This window comes from Bacteroides nordii (assembly GCF_019930665.1).
In the GTDB taxonomy this organism is placed as follows: domain Bacteria; phylum Bacteroidota; class Bacteroidia; order Bacteroidales; family Bacteroidaceae; genus Bacteroides; species Bacteroides nordii.
The window spans coordinates 2523417-2542977 of record NZ_CP082886.1; the positions used below are offsets into that span (position 1 = coordinate 2523417).

11 protein-coding genes and 3 pseudogenes are annotated in these 19561 nt (G+C 52.1%); 3 read left to right on the forward strand and 11 right to left on the reverse strand.

Annotated features, from left to right (window positions below):
* Positions 1-41: 41 nt before the first annotated feature.
* From K8P02_RS10080 to K8P02_RS21925, 7 genes and pseudogenes are all read right to left on the reverse strand, one after another.
* Complete coding sequence (locus K8P02_RS10080; RefSeq protein ID WP_223382288.1) at positions 42-1835, reverse strand: fimbrillin family protein; 1794 nt, start codon at positions 1833-1835, stop codon at positions 42-44.
* A 19-nt stretch (positions 1836-1854) separates the two neighbouring features.
* Positions 1855-2757 carry a fimbrillin family protein gene (locus K8P02_RS10085; protein ID WP_025868320.1) on the reverse strand — a complete coding sequence of 301 codons (903 nt, stop codon included), beginning with the start codon at positions 2755-2757 and terminating at the stop codon, positions 1855-1857.
* A gap of 99 nt (positions 2758-2856) precedes the next feature.
* Entirely contained in the window at positions 2857-3744 is an 888-nt protein-coding gene (locus K8P02_RS10090) for a FimB/Mfa2 family fimbrial subunit (RefSeq protein ID WP_025868319.1), read from the reverse strand.
* A gap of 16 nt (positions 3745-3760) precedes the next feature.
* Positions 3761-4861, reverse strand: a complete 1101-nt coding sequence (locus tag K8P02_RS10095; protein ID WP_025868318.1) for a DUF3575 domain-containing protein — start codon at positions 4859-4861, stop codon at positions 3761-3763.
* Positions 4862-5142: 281 nt separating this feature from the next.
* Positions 5143-6225, reverse strand: a complete 1083-nt coding sequence (locus K8P02_RS10100; protein WP_223382412.1) for a helix-turn-helix domain-containing protein — start codon at positions 6223-6225, stop codon at positions 5143-5145.
* A 217-nt stretch (positions 6226-6442) separates the two neighbouring features.
* Positions 6443-10441, reverse strand: a pseudogene (locus K8P02_RS10105) (helicase-related protein); the annotation flags it as partial.
* Positions 10442-10557: 116 nt separating this feature from the next.
* Positions 10558-11023: pseudogene (locus tag K8P02_RS21925) on the reverse strand (hypothetical protein); the annotation flags it as partial.
* 162 nt (positions 11024-11185) lie between these two features.
* Here K8P02_RS21925 and tnpA point away from each other — a divergent pair.
* The 3 genes from tnpA (at position 11186) to tnpC (ending at position 13660) form a co-directional block, all read left to right on the forward strand.
* The gene (tnpA, locus tag K8P02_RS10110; RefSeq protein WP_025868341.1) at positions 11186-11542 is read left to right on the forward strand and encodes an IS66 family insertion sequence element accessory protein TnpA; all 357 of its coding nucleotides are present in this window, start codon (positions 11186-11188) and stop codon (positions 11540-11542) included.
* Between the two features lie 3 nt (positions 11543-11545).
* Positions 11546-11911, forward strand: a complete 366-nt coding sequence (gene tnpB / locus K8P02_RS10115) for an IS66 family insertion sequence element accessory protein TnpB (protein ID WP_025868342.1) — start codon at positions 11546-11548, stop codon at positions 11909-11911.
* Between the two features lie 75 nt (positions 11912-11986).
* Entirely contained in the window at positions 11987-13660 is a 1674-nt protein-coding gene (tnpC, locus tag K8P02_RS10120; protein WP_032542125.1) for an IS66 family transposase, read from the forward strand.
* 382 nt (positions 13661-14042) lie between these two features.
* Here the strand turns inward: tnpC and K8P02_RS10125 are convergent.
* The 4 genes and pseudogenes from K8P02_RS10125 to K8P02_RS10140 all read right to left on the reverse strand — a co-directional run.
* Positions 14043-15170: pseudogene (locus K8P02_RS10125) on the reverse strand (N-6 DNA methylase); the annotation flags it as partial.
* Entirely contained in the window at positions 15160-15612 is a 453-nt protein-coding gene (locus K8P02_RS10130) for a DUF1896 domain-containing protein (protein ID WP_005830224.1), read from the reverse strand. The gene K8P02_RS10130 and the pseudogene K8P02_RS10125, both read right to left, overlap by 11 nt.
* A gap of 168 nt (positions 15613-15780) precedes the next feature.
* Positions 15781-17892: a type IA DNA topoisomerase gene (gene topB / locus K8P02_RS10135; protein ID WP_005643883.1), complete on the reverse strand. Its 2112-nt coding sequence runs from the start codon at positions 17890-17892 to the stop codon at positions 15781-15783.
* Between the two features lie 59 nt (positions 17893-17951).
* Positions 17952-19541 (reverse strand): DUF3945 domain-containing protein, encoded by a 1590-nt coding sequence (locus K8P02_RS10140; RefSeq protein WP_025868223.1) that lies wholly within the window; start codon positions 19539-19541, stop codon positions 17952-17954.
* Between the last annotated feature and the right edge of the window lie 20 nt (positions 19542-19561).

The window sequence follows — 19561 nt, forward strand, 5'->3', positions numbered from 1 at the left end:
GGTTCTTTCCGTTGCGGGCAGAACTTTTTCCGCCCGACGGTTTACTGCTTCCTCAAGGTGGGCAATGCTCCTTTAAGTTCGTAACGCCAATCTGAGCCTGCTTTCTGCAAGGCGGTGTTCATGGCATCAACGGCATTCTCCCAGGTAACGTTAGTGCCGTCCACATTCGTGGCTTCGGGGGCGATGCCTTCCTTATTGTAGCCGATACCTTGTTCATGATTGTTCTTCCAATAGCAGGCGGTCACGGTGGTGTAGTTTCCTCCCAAAAAGCCGCCGATATATACATTGCCAGTGCTACTACCCGTACTGGTTACGTTGCCCGTGGCATAGCAGGCAAGGACGCTGCTTCCTGCGTTGAATCCCACCAGACCGCCGCCAAGGATATTATTTATGGGGTCTATTTCTATGGTCACGTTGCCTGTGGCATAGCAAGCGGCCATGGTGGCACCCGAATTCGTCTCACCTGCCACGCCGCCGACCTGGACCATTCCCTTCACTGTGGCGGAGGAGCTGCATCCGGTGATGGAAGCCTCCCATTGAATACCCACCACACCGCCGGCGCATATCGTGCCGCTGACGCTGCCCGACACCGAGCAGTTTTCAATGGTGCCTCCCCAGCTAAATCCTGCCACGCCGCCGGCATAGCCCAACCTGTGATTGCATGTTATCTGTATGCCATCCATCACCACGTTCTTCACCGTGCCAGCTTTACCGAGCCTGCCGAACAGACCCACATATTGGTCATTTGTCGTAACGGTCAGCCCCATGATGGTATGGCCACCGCCGTCGAAGGTGCCGGTGTATGAGTTATAAAAGTTTGTGCCTATCGGTGACCAGTCTTTGCCCGTGAGGTCGATGTCGGCGGTGAGGGTGCAATTTATCGATCTGTCTTTTTGTGCGGCTTCGTTCCATGCCAGTAGGCCGTCGGCGTTATAGACCGTGTAGGTCTTGGTGTTGCTATCGTAGATGTAGCCCAACTCGGCTGCACCACTCTCGCCGCCGCCGTCAGCCCAATCACCGATGGTGCAACCCTCTAATGTCAAGCCAGTGGCGTTCACCTTGACGGTGTAAGAATAGCGGTTGCCCGCCTCTAATACGACGTCGTTCTGCGGGCGGAAGTAGAAGGTGCCGCCCCCGAGTTCCACCTTGACGAACGGCTTGCCTGCCGCAACGGTCTGCGGGGCGGTCAGTGCCTCGTAGGTGTTGCCGCTTGCGTTGTAGGTCTTGATGGCGGTCGGGTTGCCGTTATCGGCGGACAGGCTCACGAGGCTCACCGTGGCACCGGCGACGCTCGTGAATCCCGTGCCGGGCTTCAGTTCGATTGTCACGCGTGCCGTGCGGTGGGTAAATTCAAGTGTCGGGTTGTTAAATTCCACCTTCCGGTTCTCAGCAGAGATGAAATCGCTGTTCTGGAAGTCAGCCAGTTTGCTCTGGTCTTCTGCCACCTTCACGGCAGGCATCTGTGTGATGTCAGCATTGTCGAAGGGCCACCATGCCGATACGGTAATCGGGTCGCGGCTGGTCCAGTAGTACGGGTCGTTCTCGCGTGAAAGTGTGGCACTCTTGAAATCGGTAGAAGCCGTTACGGTGTATTCCTTTACCGCATCGCCCATCTTGAGTGCCACGGAAGTGACGCCCTGCCAGTCGCCGTCCACAGAGGCACGGGTGGAAGGGGCTGCCAGCGGCGTTGCTTCTACGGACAATCCGGTGGCACGGATGACGACGGGGTATTCACCTTCGGGCAGACGGTTATCGCCAGCAAGTTCGTCCTGCGTGCAGGCGGCGAGGGCGAACAGCAGTGCGGTGGCTGCGGGGATAAATAATCTATGTCTCATAATTCTTCATTCTAATCGATTAATTATTAAAATCATACAGGTCTGCACCCACATCTCCACCGTCTATATCGTTCCACTTTGCAATGGTGGCTTCGCTGACTTCAAGGACTTTGTTGCGTACCTTGACGGTATAGGTATAGTTGTTGCCCGCCAGCAGTGCGCCTTCGGGCACGGTGAGTGTGGCATGATATTCCTGACCTTTGTAATTCACAACCAACGGCAGGGATGCAACTGTCTGCGGGAAGAGGATGATTGATGACGTGAGATTGCCGTCTGCCAGATTCATGGCCAGTTCTCCGGTCTGTGCCCCGTTGTCTGCGGTGGCAATACCGTCGGCCGTGTTGAACGTACCGGTGAGTAACAATCCGCCCAGCGTGTAACGTTCAGGCTTGACCACGCTGAAATCCACGCCGTCGCCCGCCTCGAAGGTAAGGGTTATCTGGCTCATGCGGTGGTGGAAGGAGTTGTCTTCACCGCCTTTGGCGGTTTTGTCGGTGAAGCTTACTACCGGGTTGTTTTTGTCTCCCGTGGCTCCTGAAGCAAAGAGGAAGTCGATGGCAGGCTGGTTCTGCTGCGCCGTGGCATCGGTCGTGGCAGCGAGGATGCCTCCCGCCGCGTTGTACGGATAGTAGGCGCGGAAAGTATGGGTCTTTGTATCTTCGATATAGATAACCTTTCCTTCTGCCTCAAATTTCCCGTTTTTCAGGATGAAAGGCACGTTGCCGTACTGGGAATCGTTGCCGATGTCGGTGATGCCGATACGGTCGCCGCCAGTCCAGGTGGTTCCGCTGGCGCGGGTGGCGGGGGCGATGTTGGCGGTAAACTGGGCGGCCACGGGGTCACCATTCAGGTTCTCGTTGTCGTTGTTGCAGGCTACCAGTGCGAGGGCGAGCATCGCAAGTGCAAAAAATCTTGTCTTCATTATATTCTGTTATTATATTAGTTAAATTCCATTTCAATAATTGCTGCACCTTAGCAAAATCAAAGCAAGCTTTGCTTCTGCGTTCGGTTTGCTAATTATTTACAAATCGGCATTTACATCATCACCTTTCACTTCTTCCCAGCCGTTGATTTCGGCTCCGTCCACTTCCATGCCTTCGGGAGTCTCAACCAGCGTTCCGCTGAGGGTCAGCGATTCGCCCTTTCCGGTGTTGAACTCCTTGAGGGCTTCCGTAAGGTCGCTTTTCAGCGTGGTGGGGGTCGGGTTGCCGTCAGCATAGCGGATTTCACCCTTCAGCAGTTGTTCCGTACCGGTCACACCCAGCAGCCGCACCGTGGCTTTCCACTTGCCGGCATCGTCACCTTCGGTAATCTTGGTGAAGGGCAGCACGACGTTCGAAGCGGCTCCGTAGGTATCGGTAGCGAAGTCGAGTGTTCCGGCTGCACCCGTCAGATGGGCAACAATCTCCGTGATGCGTCCGGCGGCATCACCAGTAGGTTCGACGACAAGCGTCAGTTCGCGTACCTGCTGCTTCATTGCGGCGGTCAGCGGATAGTCCTTGTCTTTCTCGATGGTCACCTGTTCCGTATAGGTGAAGAACCATCCCGGGGCATTGTTCACAAAGGTATCCGTGCCTGCCCGGGTTCCCGTGGCTGCGGCAATGGTGGCTGTGGTGCCGTTCACCGTGATTCCTTCAGCCGGGTTCCACACCGCAAGGGTGTAGCTGCCCGGAGCAAACAGATGGTCGGGGGTATGGGTGGCGGAAGTCTCCGTACCCGTATAGTCACCCATGGTGACCGTCCATGTGGCAGGTATGTCGATACCCTCACCGCGGGCCGACCAGTCGGCTGTCACCGCAATCTTCCCGTAGTCGGGATGCGGCGTGTCATAAAGCGTGTCCTTCACGCAGGAAGAGAGCAGCACGGCGGCTGCCATTCCCATCATATTTATATATTGTCTTGCTTTCATATTCTATTCCTCCGTGTTAGAATAACTTCCATACCAATGTCACACCGGCATTGATGGGACCACACCAATCTTTTGTCTCGTTGCCGCGGCGTACACGTACACCGTCGATGACTTCATATTTTTCGAAATCGGCATTCAGGTAGCCCAAACCGAGGTTGAAATCAAGATCTAATGCCTTGTTCAGCCGCAGCTGATAGCCGGCGGTGATGCCGCCACCCATCAGGTCGCCCTGCTTGCCTGTTTCGGAGAGCTTGTAGTTGAACTGTCCGGCCTTGAACATCGCGCCCAGATACCAGGCTTTCTTCTCACCCATATAGTAACGCACTTCCGGAGCCACTTCCCAGAGTGCATAGCGGTGGTCCTTGTCGCTCCACGTCCATGAAGTCCACGAGCCGTTTACGGCAATGCCCCACGATGGGCAGATGCGCCATTCAAGTCCTAAATCTGGTGTCAAGGTAGCCCAGCGCAGCAGGTTGGCACGCAGGGAGAGATGATAATCAGTTGTGATTTTGGTTTCCGACAGCGTGTCGGCAAGTGTATTTTGTTGAGCGGTTTTCTCGGCTTCTGCCTTTTCAGCGGCAAGTCGGGCTTCTTCCGCCTTGCGCTGCTCTTCGGCAAGCCGTTCCTGCTCGGCACGCTTCTCGGTTTCTAAGCGTTCGGCTTCCGCCTTGCGTCGTGCTTCTGCTTCCGCATCCGTCACGGCTGTTTCCTTTACCGGTACCGTCAGGCGCACGGTGACAAAATCACCCTCTGTCACATGATTGCGGGTAATGAAGTTTTCTTCCTTGATTTTCGCTCGTGTAATCAGTTCTGATTTCACACGGTTGGCACGAATCTTCGCTGTTGCAAGGTTCTTGACTTCACTGCTCTGCGAATTGCAATATCCGTCAACCAATAGCGGCAGTTTGCCGTCAAGAATTGTTGCTTTGTTGTTTTCGATACATTCCAACAGGCGGGCAAGTTCCGTGTCATTGCCATTCCAAGGAACGTAGAACATGTCCTTCTGCGTAACGAACCGGAAGGTGTAGGTCGTGTCTGCTTTCTGCTGCGCAATGACAGGAAAAGTTACCGTCATCAGCCACAGAAACAAGGTAAGAAAAGTGATTTTTCTGCTCATATAAACTTGCATTTATTATCTTTGTCATCTCCAAAGGTAATAAATGCCATTCAGCGCCCAAAATATTACAAAAACTTTTTTTGCTAAAACACAGCGTTTTATAAAAATTGTCGTTTGAGCACTTTTCACATTGTCGTCTGAGCACTTATTTTGTCAAATCGGCACTTTTTGAGTTGTCGAATTAGCACTTTTGTGGCTGTCGAATTAGCACTTTTTGTAGTATGAGCACTTTTGGAAAATGGGTTTCTGAGAGCTTTTTCATCGGATTTTTACCACGCAAATCACTTCAGATTTGCTTTTTTCCACTTGGCAGGCGTACATCCTTCCTTCTCGGTAAATAATTTGATAAAGTTACTGCGGGAAAGAAAACCGGAAGACTCAGCCAGCTTCTGTATATTGATTTCCGGATGCTCCTTCAGTATGTTTTTCGCATACTCCAACCGGAGACTGGTTATCCATTCGCGGAATGTCATTTTATACGTAGTCTTGATATAAGCGGAAAGATAGGTACGGTTCGTATGAAGTATTTCGGACAGTTCTTTTATGGTAAGTCCCTGCTGGACATAGCCGTCTGTCTTTATCCAGTTGGCCACTTTCTCTATAATTTCTGTATAGGACACTGGAACTTCTTTCTCAGAAACTATTTTAGGTTCTGTTTCTGTATCTGTCAGAAGTTCTTCTTCAGACTGTATATCTTGCTCAAAAGCATTTTCCACCTGTTCATAGAACAGCAGGTAGTTCTGATAGCTGTAGAAAAGATAGCTGTAGAACGGTATTGACGACAAAATCCAGATAAAAACATATTTGTCTGGCAGAAATGTCAGCAATCCGCATCCGACACCGAAGATAAGTGCCCAATAAGTGAATATGGAAAGCCATTCGATATATGTACCTATATCATCCGCCTGAGTTTCATTGAAAATCCGAATGGCTCTACGGTATGCAATTATGACTCTGCGAGCTAAAACGACTCCAAAAACGACTAACCAGGCAGCTAAAGCAAATAAAGAGAATTTTTGCATGATTCCGCTTGGCAACAGGAACAACACAACTCCGGAAAGAGTTGAAAATATAATCCATAAAATGATATGTGTCCACACACGCCGTTTGGTAATGTAAAAACGATCAAGCAACATTATCAATGCCGAACTGAACAGAGAATAGCACAGGAAGTATGTGGACATGTTCATCAATATGGCAGAATCCGCATTTTTGAATCGGATACCAAAGAAGAAATGTACCGAATAATTTGCCGAAAGCAGCAGCATAGCTATACCCATAATCTGTCGGGAGCGGAGATAATTCTTGAAAATTTTCTTTTCAGGAGTCTTTGCAAACAAAAAATAAAAGCCGAAGAATAACATCAACGGCAGTGCGGTATAAAGTGAAAAACTGTATATAGATGGCTCCATTGTTATGCTTATTTGATTTTGATACAAAGTTACGTCTTTTTCTTCACAAATAGACACATAATCTATGATTTAACGTTATAGATTCGGTCATATTAGATTGAAAAATTATTAGAATTAAAGCCAGTGGTGAAAAATTCAACCACTGGCTTTTTCTGTCAAGACTTCGATATTAAAGTTTTACACCTTTGGATTCCGATAAACCGGGTCTCCCTATAATTAAATGACTGCGTACAAAGTCCACGTGCGGGCTTTCCGGCTGTTGTTCCGTCTGTTTTTTCTCGTTGCCTTGCCGGTTCTCTTCTGTGTTTTCCTGAGCCGGAGCCAGCTCAAGCTGTATCTTGCGGTCCAGTGCGGCGAGTTCGGACTTCAGCTGTTTCAGCTCGTCCTCCTTCTTCCACACCTTGCCCGCTATCTCCTGCAACTGCGGAATCTCCTTTTCCAGCACTTCGTTCTTAGACTTGTACTGGTCGATGATGGTCGGAATCCTCTCCAATGCGTTCAGAAAGTTTCGTGCGGCAGCAATCGGGTCTGCCATCGCCAGATGCCCGTTGTTGTAGGTGTACTTGTAGTTACCCTCCACCACGAAGCGGTTGTCAGTGAACTCCAGACCTTCTTTGAGTGTCCTCTCGCTGACCACCTTTATCGGAAAGCCGTAAAGTTCCCCGACAGCCTTGTACAGTCCACCAGTCATGGCGTTCTTGGCGATTTCCTGCAAACGCTTACCGATGACCTTCTCATCCGTTGAATCCACGCCGTCCACCTTGACAAGATTAAGGCGGCTGCCTTCCTTATCAGTCTGCACAACGGAAAGAAAACGGTTCCAGTCTTCCGTCATGGCTTCGATGAAAGCCGTGTTGTTGCGCAGTTCTCCCGTCTTGGATTCCAGCTTGAACTCCGAATCGCGCTTGCCCTTGCCCCACGACTTGCGTTCCCCTTCGAGCGAGGCGATACGCTTCTCTAATTTCGCCTTATCCAAAAGGTCGGTATTGCCGGAGAGCAACGCCATATACTCCGAGAAGTTCATACCCGATTTTTCGTCCATTGCTCCCTCGTCGATGGTACGTGCGCCCATCGCTCCACTTTTGAGCTGCGATATGAACGTCTGCTTGCAGTGCAGCAGATTGAACTTGTAGCTGTCCAGCGACTTTTCCACCGCGTAGATGATGATATCCACGTTGTTCTCGGCAAAATGCTTGGCAATCTCGTTCCCGGCTCTAACACCCCGTCCGTCACGCTGTTGCAGGTCGGACGGTCGCCACGGTGTATCAAGGTGATGGATGGCGACGCATCTTTTCTGCGCATTCACGCCCGTTCCGAGCATACTTGTGGAGCCGAACAGCACTCGCACTGTCCCTGCGTTCATGGCATCTATCACCGCCTTACGAGCCTTATCCGTCTTACACTCCTGAATGAAGCGCACCTCACTTGCCGGTATGCCGTAATCCTCCACCAACTTGCGTTTTATCTCGCTGTACACGTTCCATCCTTCCCCCGGCTGGTATGTCCCCAAGTCGGAGAACACGAACTGCGTACCCTTGTGCGTCTCGTACTTGTGGTAATACTCTGCAATCATCTTGGCACAATGGCTTGCCTTGTTGTCGGGATGGTCCTCGTAGTTCGGGTCTATCATGCGCATATCAAGTGCCATCTTTCTCGCGTAGTCGGTGGCGATGAGCATCTTCGCCTTTTCCTCCGTTTCCGACAGGGGTAACCTGCCAAGCAGAGTGGCATCGCCGGTTTTGGCAAACTGCATCAGCTTCTGTATGAAGTCCTCCTGCTCCGGTGTGGGCGGTATGTGGTGCAGTATCTCATTCTTGTTTGGTCTGTCCACACCTACATCCTCCGCCGTGCGGTAGTCGGTAATCTCGTTGTAGAAGGCGGCAAGCTCCGGCACCTTGATGAAATAGCGAAAACGCTCCTTCTGAACGATATTGTTCGTTACGTTGAACTCAAAATCGGTCGTCTTTTTGGCGAAGATGGCAGCCCAAGCATCGAAACAGCGGATGTCCTGCCGTTCCAGTTCGTTGGGGCGCAGGTATTTGAAGAGCAGGTACAGTTCCGTCAGACTGTTGGAAATGGTCGTGCCCGAAAGGAACGTAGCCCCCAAGTCCTTGCCCGTGCGTTCCTGTATGGTACGGATGGCAAAGAGCATATTCAGGGCCTTCTGGCTTCCTTCCGAGTTTCCCAATCCCGCCACACGGTCATGACGGGTGTTGAAAGTCAAGTTCTTGAACTGGTGACTCTCGTCAATGAAGATGTGGTCGATGCCCATCTGTTTGAAGTCCACCACGTCATCTGTGCGCGACTTGATGGCGTGTTCCACTTTCTCTAACTTCGCCACAAGGTTGTGCTTGCGCTTCTCCAATCCTTTCAGCATCGCCCGCGACACGTTCTTGCCTTGCTGCCGTAAGACTTCGAGGTTTTCCTCCACCGTGTCAAGCTCCGCTTGCAGGATGCGTTGCTGCAACTCCGGTGACTGCGGTATCTTGCCGAACTGGTCATGCGACATGATGACGCAATCATAGTCATTGTTTTTGATGTTGTTGAAGAAACGCACACGGTTGGCGGTCGAGAAATCCTTTTCCGAAGCGTAGAGGATGCGGGCATTCGGATAGGCAGCTTGATAAGTGGCGGCAATCTCCGCGACATTGGCTTTCAGACCAATAATCATCGGCTTGTGCGCCAAGTTCAGACGCTTCATTTCATGCGCTGCAATACACATTATCAGTGTTTTACCTGTTCCGACTTCATGGTCGCATATTCCGCCGCCATTCTGTTTTATCATCCAGACGCAATCCTTCTGCGACGGATAAACGCTTTGAATACCCCGGCTTGCCAATCCTTTCAGATTGAGGTCGGGAAACGTCTGGTGCGAACCGTCATACTTCGGGCGCACGAAACAGTTGAACTTGCGGTTATACATTGTCACGAGCCGTTCCTTGAACTGCGGCGACTGCTCTTCCAACCATTCCGAGAACCCGTTGCGGATTTCGTCAATCTTGGCGTTGGCGAGCTGTATGCCCTCGCTGTCACGCACCTTGATGTCGTTGCCGTTCTCATCTTTGCCAATACTTTTCATCATGTCGGGACAGGTGTTGTGCAAAGCGTGTTTCAACAGGTGCATACCGTCATAGTTCCGGTAATAGCCCTTTACCAGAAACTCGTCCGTGATCTTCATGGTGCGGTAGCCGCACGCCACGGAAAACTCGTCCATGCTGGCGGAATAGGCGATTTTCACGTCCGTGTCGAAAAGATGGCTCATGTAGGCGGCATACACGCCCGTGGGAATCCAGCGTTCACCGAAGTTGAAGTCGAGGTCTTCAAAGGCGATACGCTGCGGCTCGGCTTCCTTCAAAGCCTCCAAAGCCTGTTTCACTTCCGGCAATCTTTCGCTTTCCAGATTATTTTCCATCCATGCCTCTATACGCTCCGCCTTCTCTATCACGTTTCCCGCGATGAAGCGGTCTTTAATCTCGTAACCGGTTACGAGCGGATTGTAGAAGATACGCCCCTTGAGGGCATTGAGAAGCTCCTCTTCCGTACTGTCTGTTATCCCCCGCATATAGTTGAGATTGACCGTACCATACTTGTTGAGCGATGCAGACAAGGCTTCTTCCGGAGAACCGACGTTGGCATGGTTCTCCACCGAGAAGGAAACGGGACGGTCGAAGATGTCCGCTTTGACGAACTTGCCGTCCTCCGCACGTTCCAGCGAAAGGATGTCGCGCCCTCCGGCGTCCATCATCACCAGTTTCACGTTCTGTTTGGCGTTGAGGTTGCCATAACGCATGACAAACTCGTCGTAACAGGTGTTCAGGTGTTCACGCCAAGGTACATTTTCCTCACGTCTGTTCGATTCATAGCGGTACAACCGCTCGTATGCGTCACGGAGCGATACATACAGCAACGCTTTCTCTTTCTGATAACTGGTTAGTCCAAGCGGCTGGAAGGTTGCACCGTAGGGAGTAATGTCCTTCAGATAACCGATGTCGCGTGCCCTGTTTGCCACCAGCGACCCTTCACGCAGGTGCATTTCCGGCGTGCGGTGATAGGGACGCGGCGTAAGGTCGAGGGCTTCTTTTTTCGGCTTTTCCGTTTCAAATTCCGGGAACAGGGAAGTGGCAACCGTTTCGGAAGTAGGCACAACTTCTGCCGGTGTTTCAGGTTGCTTTATTTCTTCCGTTTGTTCCGGCTTTTTATCCATATTGTCCGAAGAAGGCGCAAAAGCAGGGTTCAACGTGTCTTTGATACCCATCTTTTTCAGTTGTTCCTGCCTGTGCCGTTCTGCCTCAAGCCGTAGGGCCTTGCGCCGTTCCGCTGTCAGACTCATCATTGTCTCATAGAAGCCGTTGATGGGAGGATTGGTTTCCCAATCCAGAGTGGCGTAAATGTCGTCCGGGTCGTTTGGCTTTTCGGCATTTTCCGGCTTTTCTTCCTTATTACCGTTTACCGGCTTGGCGGCTTCAACGGGTGGAGTAACTTTGACCTGCGGTTTAGGCGTGGACGGCATGGGCTTCGGCTTGCTTTCCTTTTTCGCTGCCTTTTTCTTTTTTGCCGGTTCCTCTATGGGCATACCCCAAAGGTCGAGCAGGGTAAGCTGCACGGCTGACGAATGGTTGGGTTGGCGCGGCTCAATCTCCGGCTTTTCCTCTATGGGCTGTGCCTGCGGCTTCTCCACTCCCTTGACAGGCTCAATTACAGAAACGGGGGCTATTACAGAAGGTGATACCTTTTCTGTTTTCGGAGCAGGTTGCACTTCCGCAGCCGTGCTTTCCTCCTTTGTCGGATGCAGGCTGTGTTTCTCATACAGTTTCCTGTCAAGTTGTTGCAGTGTAAGTATTCGATAAACTCCCCCTTTCATTCTAAAAATGTGATGTTACTTTTGTAGCCAAAGTAAAAAAGCTCAATCGTTATGTCACATCAATGGACCATGGAAGATTTTGAATCTATTTATGCCCGTTTCAAGTCGAGCGGACTTTCAGTTATAGATTTTTGTTCGAATGAATGTATTCGTCCCAAACGTTTCTACGAGTGGCGTTCCAAGCTGTTGCGCAAAGGCGGCTTTATCCCGGTCAAGGTAAACAGTAAGGGGCAGGTCAGTCTTCCCCATAAGGAGAAATCCCTGCTGTCTGCACCTCCGGTCAGCCCGTCGCCAATTCCCCAGCCGCTATGTGAGATCTCCTATCCCAATGGCGTCACAGTCCGCTTGAACAGCCCTTTGTCACCGGAGGTATTGCAAACCCTGATATTTTTGAATTCAAACCGTTAGCCTATGTTTTCTTTGAATGAATCCAACAGATATTATCTTTACCCGTATCCGACAGACATGCGTAAGAGCTTTTATACGCTTAGCGGCATCGTGACCAACCAGATGGGAAAGAATGTACGGGACGGTGACGCTTTCATTTTTATCAATGCGAACTGTACCTGTATGAAAATCCTCCATATGGAATATGGTGGTCTGGTGATATACCACATGAAACTGGAACAGGGGCACTTCCATCTGCCGGTCATAAATACGGAGGAAGGTCGGATTAAAGCGATTGAAACCTTCTGGAATGACCTTGTGATGATGGTCCAGGGAATGGACGGCAGCAAGGTCAGGCGTTATAAAAGAAGTGGTTTCCATGGGTTGTAGTTGTAACAAATTATAACATATACAATGTCGTATTCCGGCTGTTTTTTAGTATCTTGGCATCATAATTAAACGATTATGCCAACCGATAAGGAATTACTGATAAAGGATCTCATGCACAAATGCGACTGTCTGTATAGAGAAAACAGCCGGTTGAAGGAGATGGTGTCCACGCAGCCCCTTGAAGCTGCGGACAAAGAGGCGTATGAGGCTTTATTGTCTGACAAGGATGCCATAATCGCCCAAAAGGAAGCAAAAATCAACAGTCTGGAACAACGTGTATCCTATCTTGAACGGCAGTTGTACGGGAAGAAGGCGGAAAAGTTCATAAAGCCTGACGCCCAGGACCGCTGGCTGGATTTTGAAGGCTTCGACATGCTTCCCCGGGAGGCTGAAGCCGCAGAGGAAGCGGAAAAGGAGCTGAAGGCTACCAGAGAAGCGATCATCGCCCGTAAAAAAGCGAGGAGGCAACATCCTACGAGAAAATCCCTTCCGGAAAATCTTGCGCGTGAGGAGGTTCATATATATCCCGAAGGGTATAATCCGGAGGAGTGGACGCTCCTTCCCGGAGAGGAAGTGACCGAGATCCTTATGCACGAGCCCGAGAAGTTCTATATCCGCAGGATAGTGCGCCATACAGCCAAACGGAAGGGGACGGACGAGTTCAGGACCGGCCCGCTTCCCGTCATGCCGATAGCAAAGAGCTATGCCTCCGCCTCATTGCTGGCAGACATGATGATAGGGAAATATGTGGATCACATACCGTTCCACAGACAACTGGAACAGTTCAAGCGTGTGGGGGTACACCTCCCCGCGTCAACGGTCAACGACTGGTTCAAGGATGTGGCGGATCTGCTAAGACCCCTGTACTTCCGATTATGGGATCTGGTGATGCAGACTGACTACATACAGTCGGATGAGACGACAATCCCCGTGATGAATGACGAGAGACACAAGACGGTCAAAGGTTATATCTGGCTTGTGCGCAGCGTCATGACCGGACGTCAGTTCTTTTACTATGACAAGGGTTCCCGAAGTGGAAAGGTGGTGCTGAAACTCTTCGGCAAGTTCCGGGGAGCCATACAGACGGACGGGTACGAAAGGTACGAGATGCTGGACGCCAAGAAAGGCATTATCCTTCTTGGCTGCTGGGCCCATGCGCGCAGATATTTTTGGGAGGCAAGAAAGAATGACACGCAGCGTGCCGACTATGCGCTCGAACAGATACAGCTGCTTTATGACGTGGAGCGCAAGGCTGACGATGAACGCCTGACCTATGAACAGAGGGCTGAACTTAGGACACGTCTTGCATATCCCATACTTGTGCGCTTCGAGAAATGGCTGGTCAATGAATATCCCAAAGTGATGAAAGGCAGTCCTATCGGAAAAGCCATAAAATATACATACGGAAGGTTCGACAAACTCTCCAGATACCATCTTGACGGTCGCTACAGACCGGATAATAACGAGATAGAAAATAAAGTGCGGCCTGTCGCGTGCGGCAGACGTAATTACCTGTTCTGTGGCAATAATGATGCCGCTGAAGATGCGGCGGTGCTCTACTCGTTCTTCGGCTGCTGCAAGGCTGCCGGGGCTGACTTCCGCACGTGGCTGATCTACTTCCTTGAACATGTACATGATTATGACGATGACTACTCGATGGATCTGGCCGAATTATTACCTGACAATCTGTTATCCGGTGGCAAGATATTATCCGTTACGCCACCGGAATCTCCCAAGAAAGACTCCTGATACCTTCATAAATCCCGCCTAAACACGGGAAAACTACCGTTTTATACCAATCAAGACGGGAAAATAGGGAATAAAGTGCCGTTTTTATCTTCATTATCCCCGATAAATAGGGAAAATAAGGGAAAGAATACCCTTTTATACCAATTATGGCGGGAAAGCAGGGATAAAAATACCGCTTTATCCCATTTATCACAGGAAAATAAGGGAAAAGGGGGGAAACTCCCTTTTATCCGCTCCATTAGTAGGAAAAATATCAACTTCTATAGAACCCTGCACATCTTTTGGTTGAATTGATGTAACAATAAATCATAGAACGATAAAATGAATAAACGATATTATGAACATACGTTACCCATTATACGAGGGAGTTTATCGAATACTTACGTTGCAGTTCTATTTTCAGATGCTCCCGCAAGTCTTCCGCCAGTTGTGCGATGTCCCCACGGTGCAGGAGTTTATAGGCTGGTTTCCCGTACGGGTCGGTACTTCTGATCAAATCCGTGTGTGAAAGCGAGCCGATGCTCCATACATACCCATTTACGGAAGTGCCGATAGGGGTCTGTTCGGTCTGCACGAAGAGTTTTTCGTTGTAATACAGTTCACCATTCTTTCCGCTGTTCTTTTGCAGGATAATCAGGTCGCTGCCCACCTCCGTTCCCGCGTTATCCGTAAAGAGGTTGTTCGGCAGGCGGGCTACGCCCACCAGATTGGTATGGTTCATCATATACTCGCGTATGGGCGCGTTGGTCGGGGCATCCAGTACCCCCTGCGAGGTGATGAACGCCACGATTCCGCCTTCACGCACCGCGTCAAGGCTTTTCAGGAAAAAGTAATTGTGTATCGTCCGTGCCGCCGAGTGCCTTGCAGGATCCTTGCTGCCCGAAAATTCCGGGTCGAACACCGCCACATCGCCAAACGGTATATTGGAGACAGCCAAATCAAAATGGTTCATGAACGGCTTTTCTATCTTCTCGAAGTCCTGTACCCTTACTTTCTGTCCGGGATGCAGGTGCTTCAGTATCTTGCCCGTCATCAGGTCTTTCTCAAAAGCCATGATGTCCGCGTCCGGTCTGTTCTCCAGCACGGCGTCCACGAATGCACCGACACCTGCCGACGGCTCCAGCACCCGGTCGGGACGGATGCCGTGTTCATGCAGCACGTCCGCGATGGTCCCGGTTATCTCCGGCGGGGTATAGAAGGCGGTCAGCACGGACTGCTTCATGGCATCCATATACCGTTTGTACTCCGTCTCGTCTTTTGTGTTCTCCCGCAGCAACCTGTGCAGTTCCACGGTAGGGGCAAACAGTTCGAGGTCGGACTTCGCCCAGTGGACGGCATCCGTCAGTTCCCTTGCAGGGTTGAGTATGCTCTTCAGTCCCCCGAAACCGCAATAACGCTCTAACAAGAGCCGTTCGCGTGCGGTGGGTGTGCGCTGTTCCCTGTCAAGGAGGAATGCCGTCCGTATCGCCTCGATGTTGTCCCGCAGCCTCTGTTTGCGGTTAAACGCCATACTCTTCGATATAGAGGATGACGGCTCCCGTCAGCTCCGTGTAGAGCAGGTCATATTCGGGCGACAGGGCGAAATTGTCGTCCGAGAGGTCATAGATGGAGAATACGTTTCCGACAAGCGGTAGCAGCTTCTGGGTAAAGGCTTCACATTTTTCTCCCGGTACTTCACCCGCAAATTCGTTCTCCACGACTTCGCGCAGGATGGCGTGCCTGGAGTAGCGAAGGCCCTCCGTCAGCACCTTCATCGCCAGTTCCTGCGCCCCGTCGGCAGGATAGCCTTCGAGCCTTGCCCGTTCATACGCTTCGGCGGCACGGTCGGTTCTTTCTCGGATGAAGGCTTCATCGGCTGCCTGTTCGAACTTGTTCGTGGTGAGGTAGTCCAGCAGGTACAGACCGTAATAGGAAAAGTCGGTCCGACCCTCGTTTTTCTTCTTGTTGTTCATTTCTTTGGAATTTAGTGGATTGATAATGATGATAGGGATAATCGTTGGAAAACGAGAAGAAAAAGGCACCCGGTATCCCTCCGAGTGCCACCACTAAATCCAAAGTATGAGTGTAATCCGGTATCGAAGAACAATTCATTACTCTGAACCAGTGGCAAAGTTAAACATTTATTTTCTTCTTTTCGCAGAGGTCGCTTTACTTTTCCTTTCTGGGAACACGAAAACCGTGTTATAGTCCCCGTCAAAGGCGACTACGGCATCAAAACTCTTGCCCTGCTTGCTCTTGAATCCTTTGAGCAGTTTCGTGTGTCCGTCGGTGAGCAGGTTTTTGATTTCATCATCAGAGAGGGTGCGGTTTGCTTTCAGGCGGAACACGGGCAGACCGCACTCCGCGTTGTCGCAGCGGACGACCTTGCCGTAAAACTGCATCGTCCCCGCTCCGCACTTGGGACACTTGCAGCCGGAATCCCTGCGGGCGAACAGCTTGTCGCACGACAGCAGTTCGGAGGTAATTTCCCGTGTATATGCCTCAATCTTCCTGCGGAAGTCATCGGCGGGCAGTTCCCCACGCTCGATGCGTGCCAATTCCTTTTCCCATTCGCCCGTCATGGCGACATCGGCAATACGCATCGCCTTCACGACCGAGTAGAGGGCAAGCCCTTTTTCGGTGGGGACAAGCGACTTCTTGCAGCGTTCCATATAGCCGCGCTTGAAAAGCGTTTCGATGATGGACGCACGGGTGGCGGGCGTGCCGATGCCGCAATCCTTCATAGCCTGCCGCAATGCGTCGTCCTCTATCTCCTTGCCAGCCGTTTCCATCGCGGACAGCAGGGTGGCTTCGGTATGCAGCGGCTTGGGTTTGGTCTTTCCCTCCGTGATGGAGGCGGCTTTCAGTGCCAGCGTGTCGCCTTCCTGCCAACAGGGAATGGCGGCGGTTTCCTCTTGGCTGTTGTTCTCTTCTCCATTCTCCTTGCCATAGACGGCACGCCATCCGGCTTGCCTGATGATGCTGCCTTTTGCCACGAACTCCACTCCGGCACACTCTGCCGTGACGGTGGCAGTGTCCTTGACGCATTTTTCGGAGAAAGCCTCAAGCATGCGCCCGGCTATCATGTGATAGACGGTGCTGTCCTCTTTGGAGAGGAACAGCGGCTTCTCGCCCGTGACGAGCAGGGCATGGTGGTCTGTCACCTTGCCGCCGTCCAGGCTGCGGCGTGTCGGCACGGCTTTCGGCTGCAACTTGCCCTTCCATTCGGGCAGGCTGCCGATGAAGGCAAGCAGCTTGGGGATTTCCGCGAACACGTCTTCGGGAATGTAGCGGCTTCCGGTTCGCGGATAGGTGATGAGCTTCTTCTCGTAGAGCTTCTGCGCGATTTCAAGCGTCTGTTCCGCCGTGAAGCCATGCTTGGCGTTGGCTTCCTTCTGGAGCGTGGTCAGGTCGTACAGGAGCGGTGTTTCCTCCGTCTTCTCCTTGCGTTCGGCTTTCGTGACGGTGGCTGTGCCTGCCGACTTCACCTTATTATACAGTTCCGTCGCGGACTCTTTCTCTTTCCATTTTTCGGAAGAGGAAAACTTCACCGTTCCTTCATCGCAGCCGTCCGTTGCGATATGGAGCTGCCAGAAGGCTTCGGGGGTAAAGCGGCGGTTCTCCCAATAGCGTGCGCACACCATCGCCAACGTGGGTGTCTGCACCCGCCCGACGGAATACGTGCCGTGTCCGGCGGCGATGGAGAGAGCCTGCGTGCCATTGATGCCCACGAGCCAGTCGGATTCGCTCCGCGCTTTGGCGGCGAGGTAGAGGTTGTCATACTTGCTCCCCGCTTCGAGGTTGCGCAGTCCATCGCGGATGGCCTTGTCGGTAAGCGAGCTTATCCAGAGGCGCACGAAAGGGGTGGCGCATCCTATGTAATGGTAGAGGTATCGGAAGATAAGTTCGCCCTCGCGACCGGCATCGGTCGCCACGATGATTTGCTCACTGTCATTGAACAGGCGGGTTATGGTTTTTATTTGTGCCACTACGCCGCTGTCGGGTTTGTAGCCCTTCTCAGCCTTTACCTGACGGGGTATGAGCGTGAAGGAGTCGGGGATGACGGGCAGGTTGTCACGGACAAAGCCGCGTATGCCGTAACCGTCGGGCATGGCAAGCTGGACGAGGTGCCCGAATGCCCATGTCACGGCGTAGCCGCCTCCCTCGAAATATCCTTCCTCTCTCTTTGTCGCGCCCACGATACGGGCGATCTCACGTGCCACAGACGGCTTTTCTGCAATGATTGTCTTCATATTTTTCTGTCGTTTTGAATTTTACAAATGTTACTTCGGATTTAGTGGCGGACACCGGATTACATCTTCATGCCCTTATTGTTTTTCTTTTGCGGCTTCTCCTGCTGCTGTTGCTGTGCGGTGTCCTTCGGGGCGGTCTGTCCCTTCCGCAACGGCTCCTTCAGGTTCTTGGTAGCCTCGTTGGTCTTGCCCTCGCTGTTCACCGCCACCTGCGTGCGGCTCTCGTTGGAAGGCGCGATCTTCTGCGCGTTGTCGGGGTTGGTGTCGTAGCGGTACGGGCGTCCCTTCTCCGGGTTGAACCTGATGTACATCGTGGCGTGGAAGCCCTGCTTGTCGGTCACGTTCTCCAGTTTCACGGCTTTGCCAGCCACGTAGTCGGCTTTCTGCTGCTCGGTGAAGTCCACGCCGCTCCATTTGCTGATGGGGCGGATGCTGCCGTCGGCGTTCGTCCACGTGTTGCGGCGTTGCTCCTTGTTCGTGTTGGCTGTATTTTCCGTACCCTGCGCCTGTCCCTGTGCGGGGTTGTTCTTGGCTTCCTGTGCTTGTGCGGCACGTGGCGACCTGCCGGTTCCCGGCACGAACTCCACGCCGCGCTGCTCCACGTTCACTTGCAGGGTGGTGACGAACTTCCTGCCGTCCTTGCGTTCGATGAGTTTGTCGCGCACAGGCAGCCCGGCACGCAGCATGTCCTGCTCCTGCTTGGTGATTTCCGTCTTGCCGATGCGCTCCGGTATGCGCACCTTGTTTGCCGGGACATCCGTGATTTCGTTCGTCTTGCGGTCGATGCTGACGAACGAGGGGATGATCTCGCCCGTTTCCCTGTCCACGAGGTCCACAACCCTGCCGAGGTTGCCCGTTTCGCGCAGGTTCTTCCGGTCGTCGTCGGAGAACTTGTGTTCCTTGTACTCGTCGAGTTTCTGCTCCTTGCGGATGAAGTGCGGCACAAGGCTGACGTTGCCCTCGCCGTCCTTCTTGAAGGAGAGGCGGGCATCCAGCTCGAAAGCTTCTCCGCCGAAATTGGGCGACACCCTCACCAAGTCGGACTTGCCGTAGTTGAGCATCCTGTCAAGGTCGCCCGACTTTTCAAGGTCGTCGCGCTTCACGCCCCATTTCTCCTCCAACTCCTTCCAGTTGATCTTGCTCTCGTCGATGGGTTGGTAGCCCCGGTTGCTCTGCGCCTGCTGCGGGTTTTCCTGATTCTGTTCGTTTTTCTGTTCCATTTCTTCCTGTTTTTTAGGTTCGTCATCTTGTTTCTGTCCCGGTTGTTCCTGCTTTTCGGCGGACTGCTCCTCCTGTACTTTCTTTTCGTAGCCGGAGGTGTCCACCTTGTGGGGCGCAAGCATCTCCTTGTTGCCCTCGGGGTCTTTCAGCAAGTCCTTGATAACTTCCAGCAGCTTGTCGGCTTGGTCCGCCGCGACACGGTAGAAACCGAAGCGGCTGGGTTCCTTGCACTGCCGGAAGAAGTTTTTAAAGAAGTTGTCCAGCACGTCTCCGTGCCTGTCGAATTGCAGGAAACTCTGCGCGTTCTCCGCCTTTGCGGGGGTACGCTTGGGTGAGCCGTCGGCGTTAAGCCCGGCTACCACGCTAATCTCGCCCGTCTTCTCGTCGCGGACTATCAGCACGTCTTTTTCTGTTGTTTTCTTTGCCATTTGAAAAATGTTTTAATGGG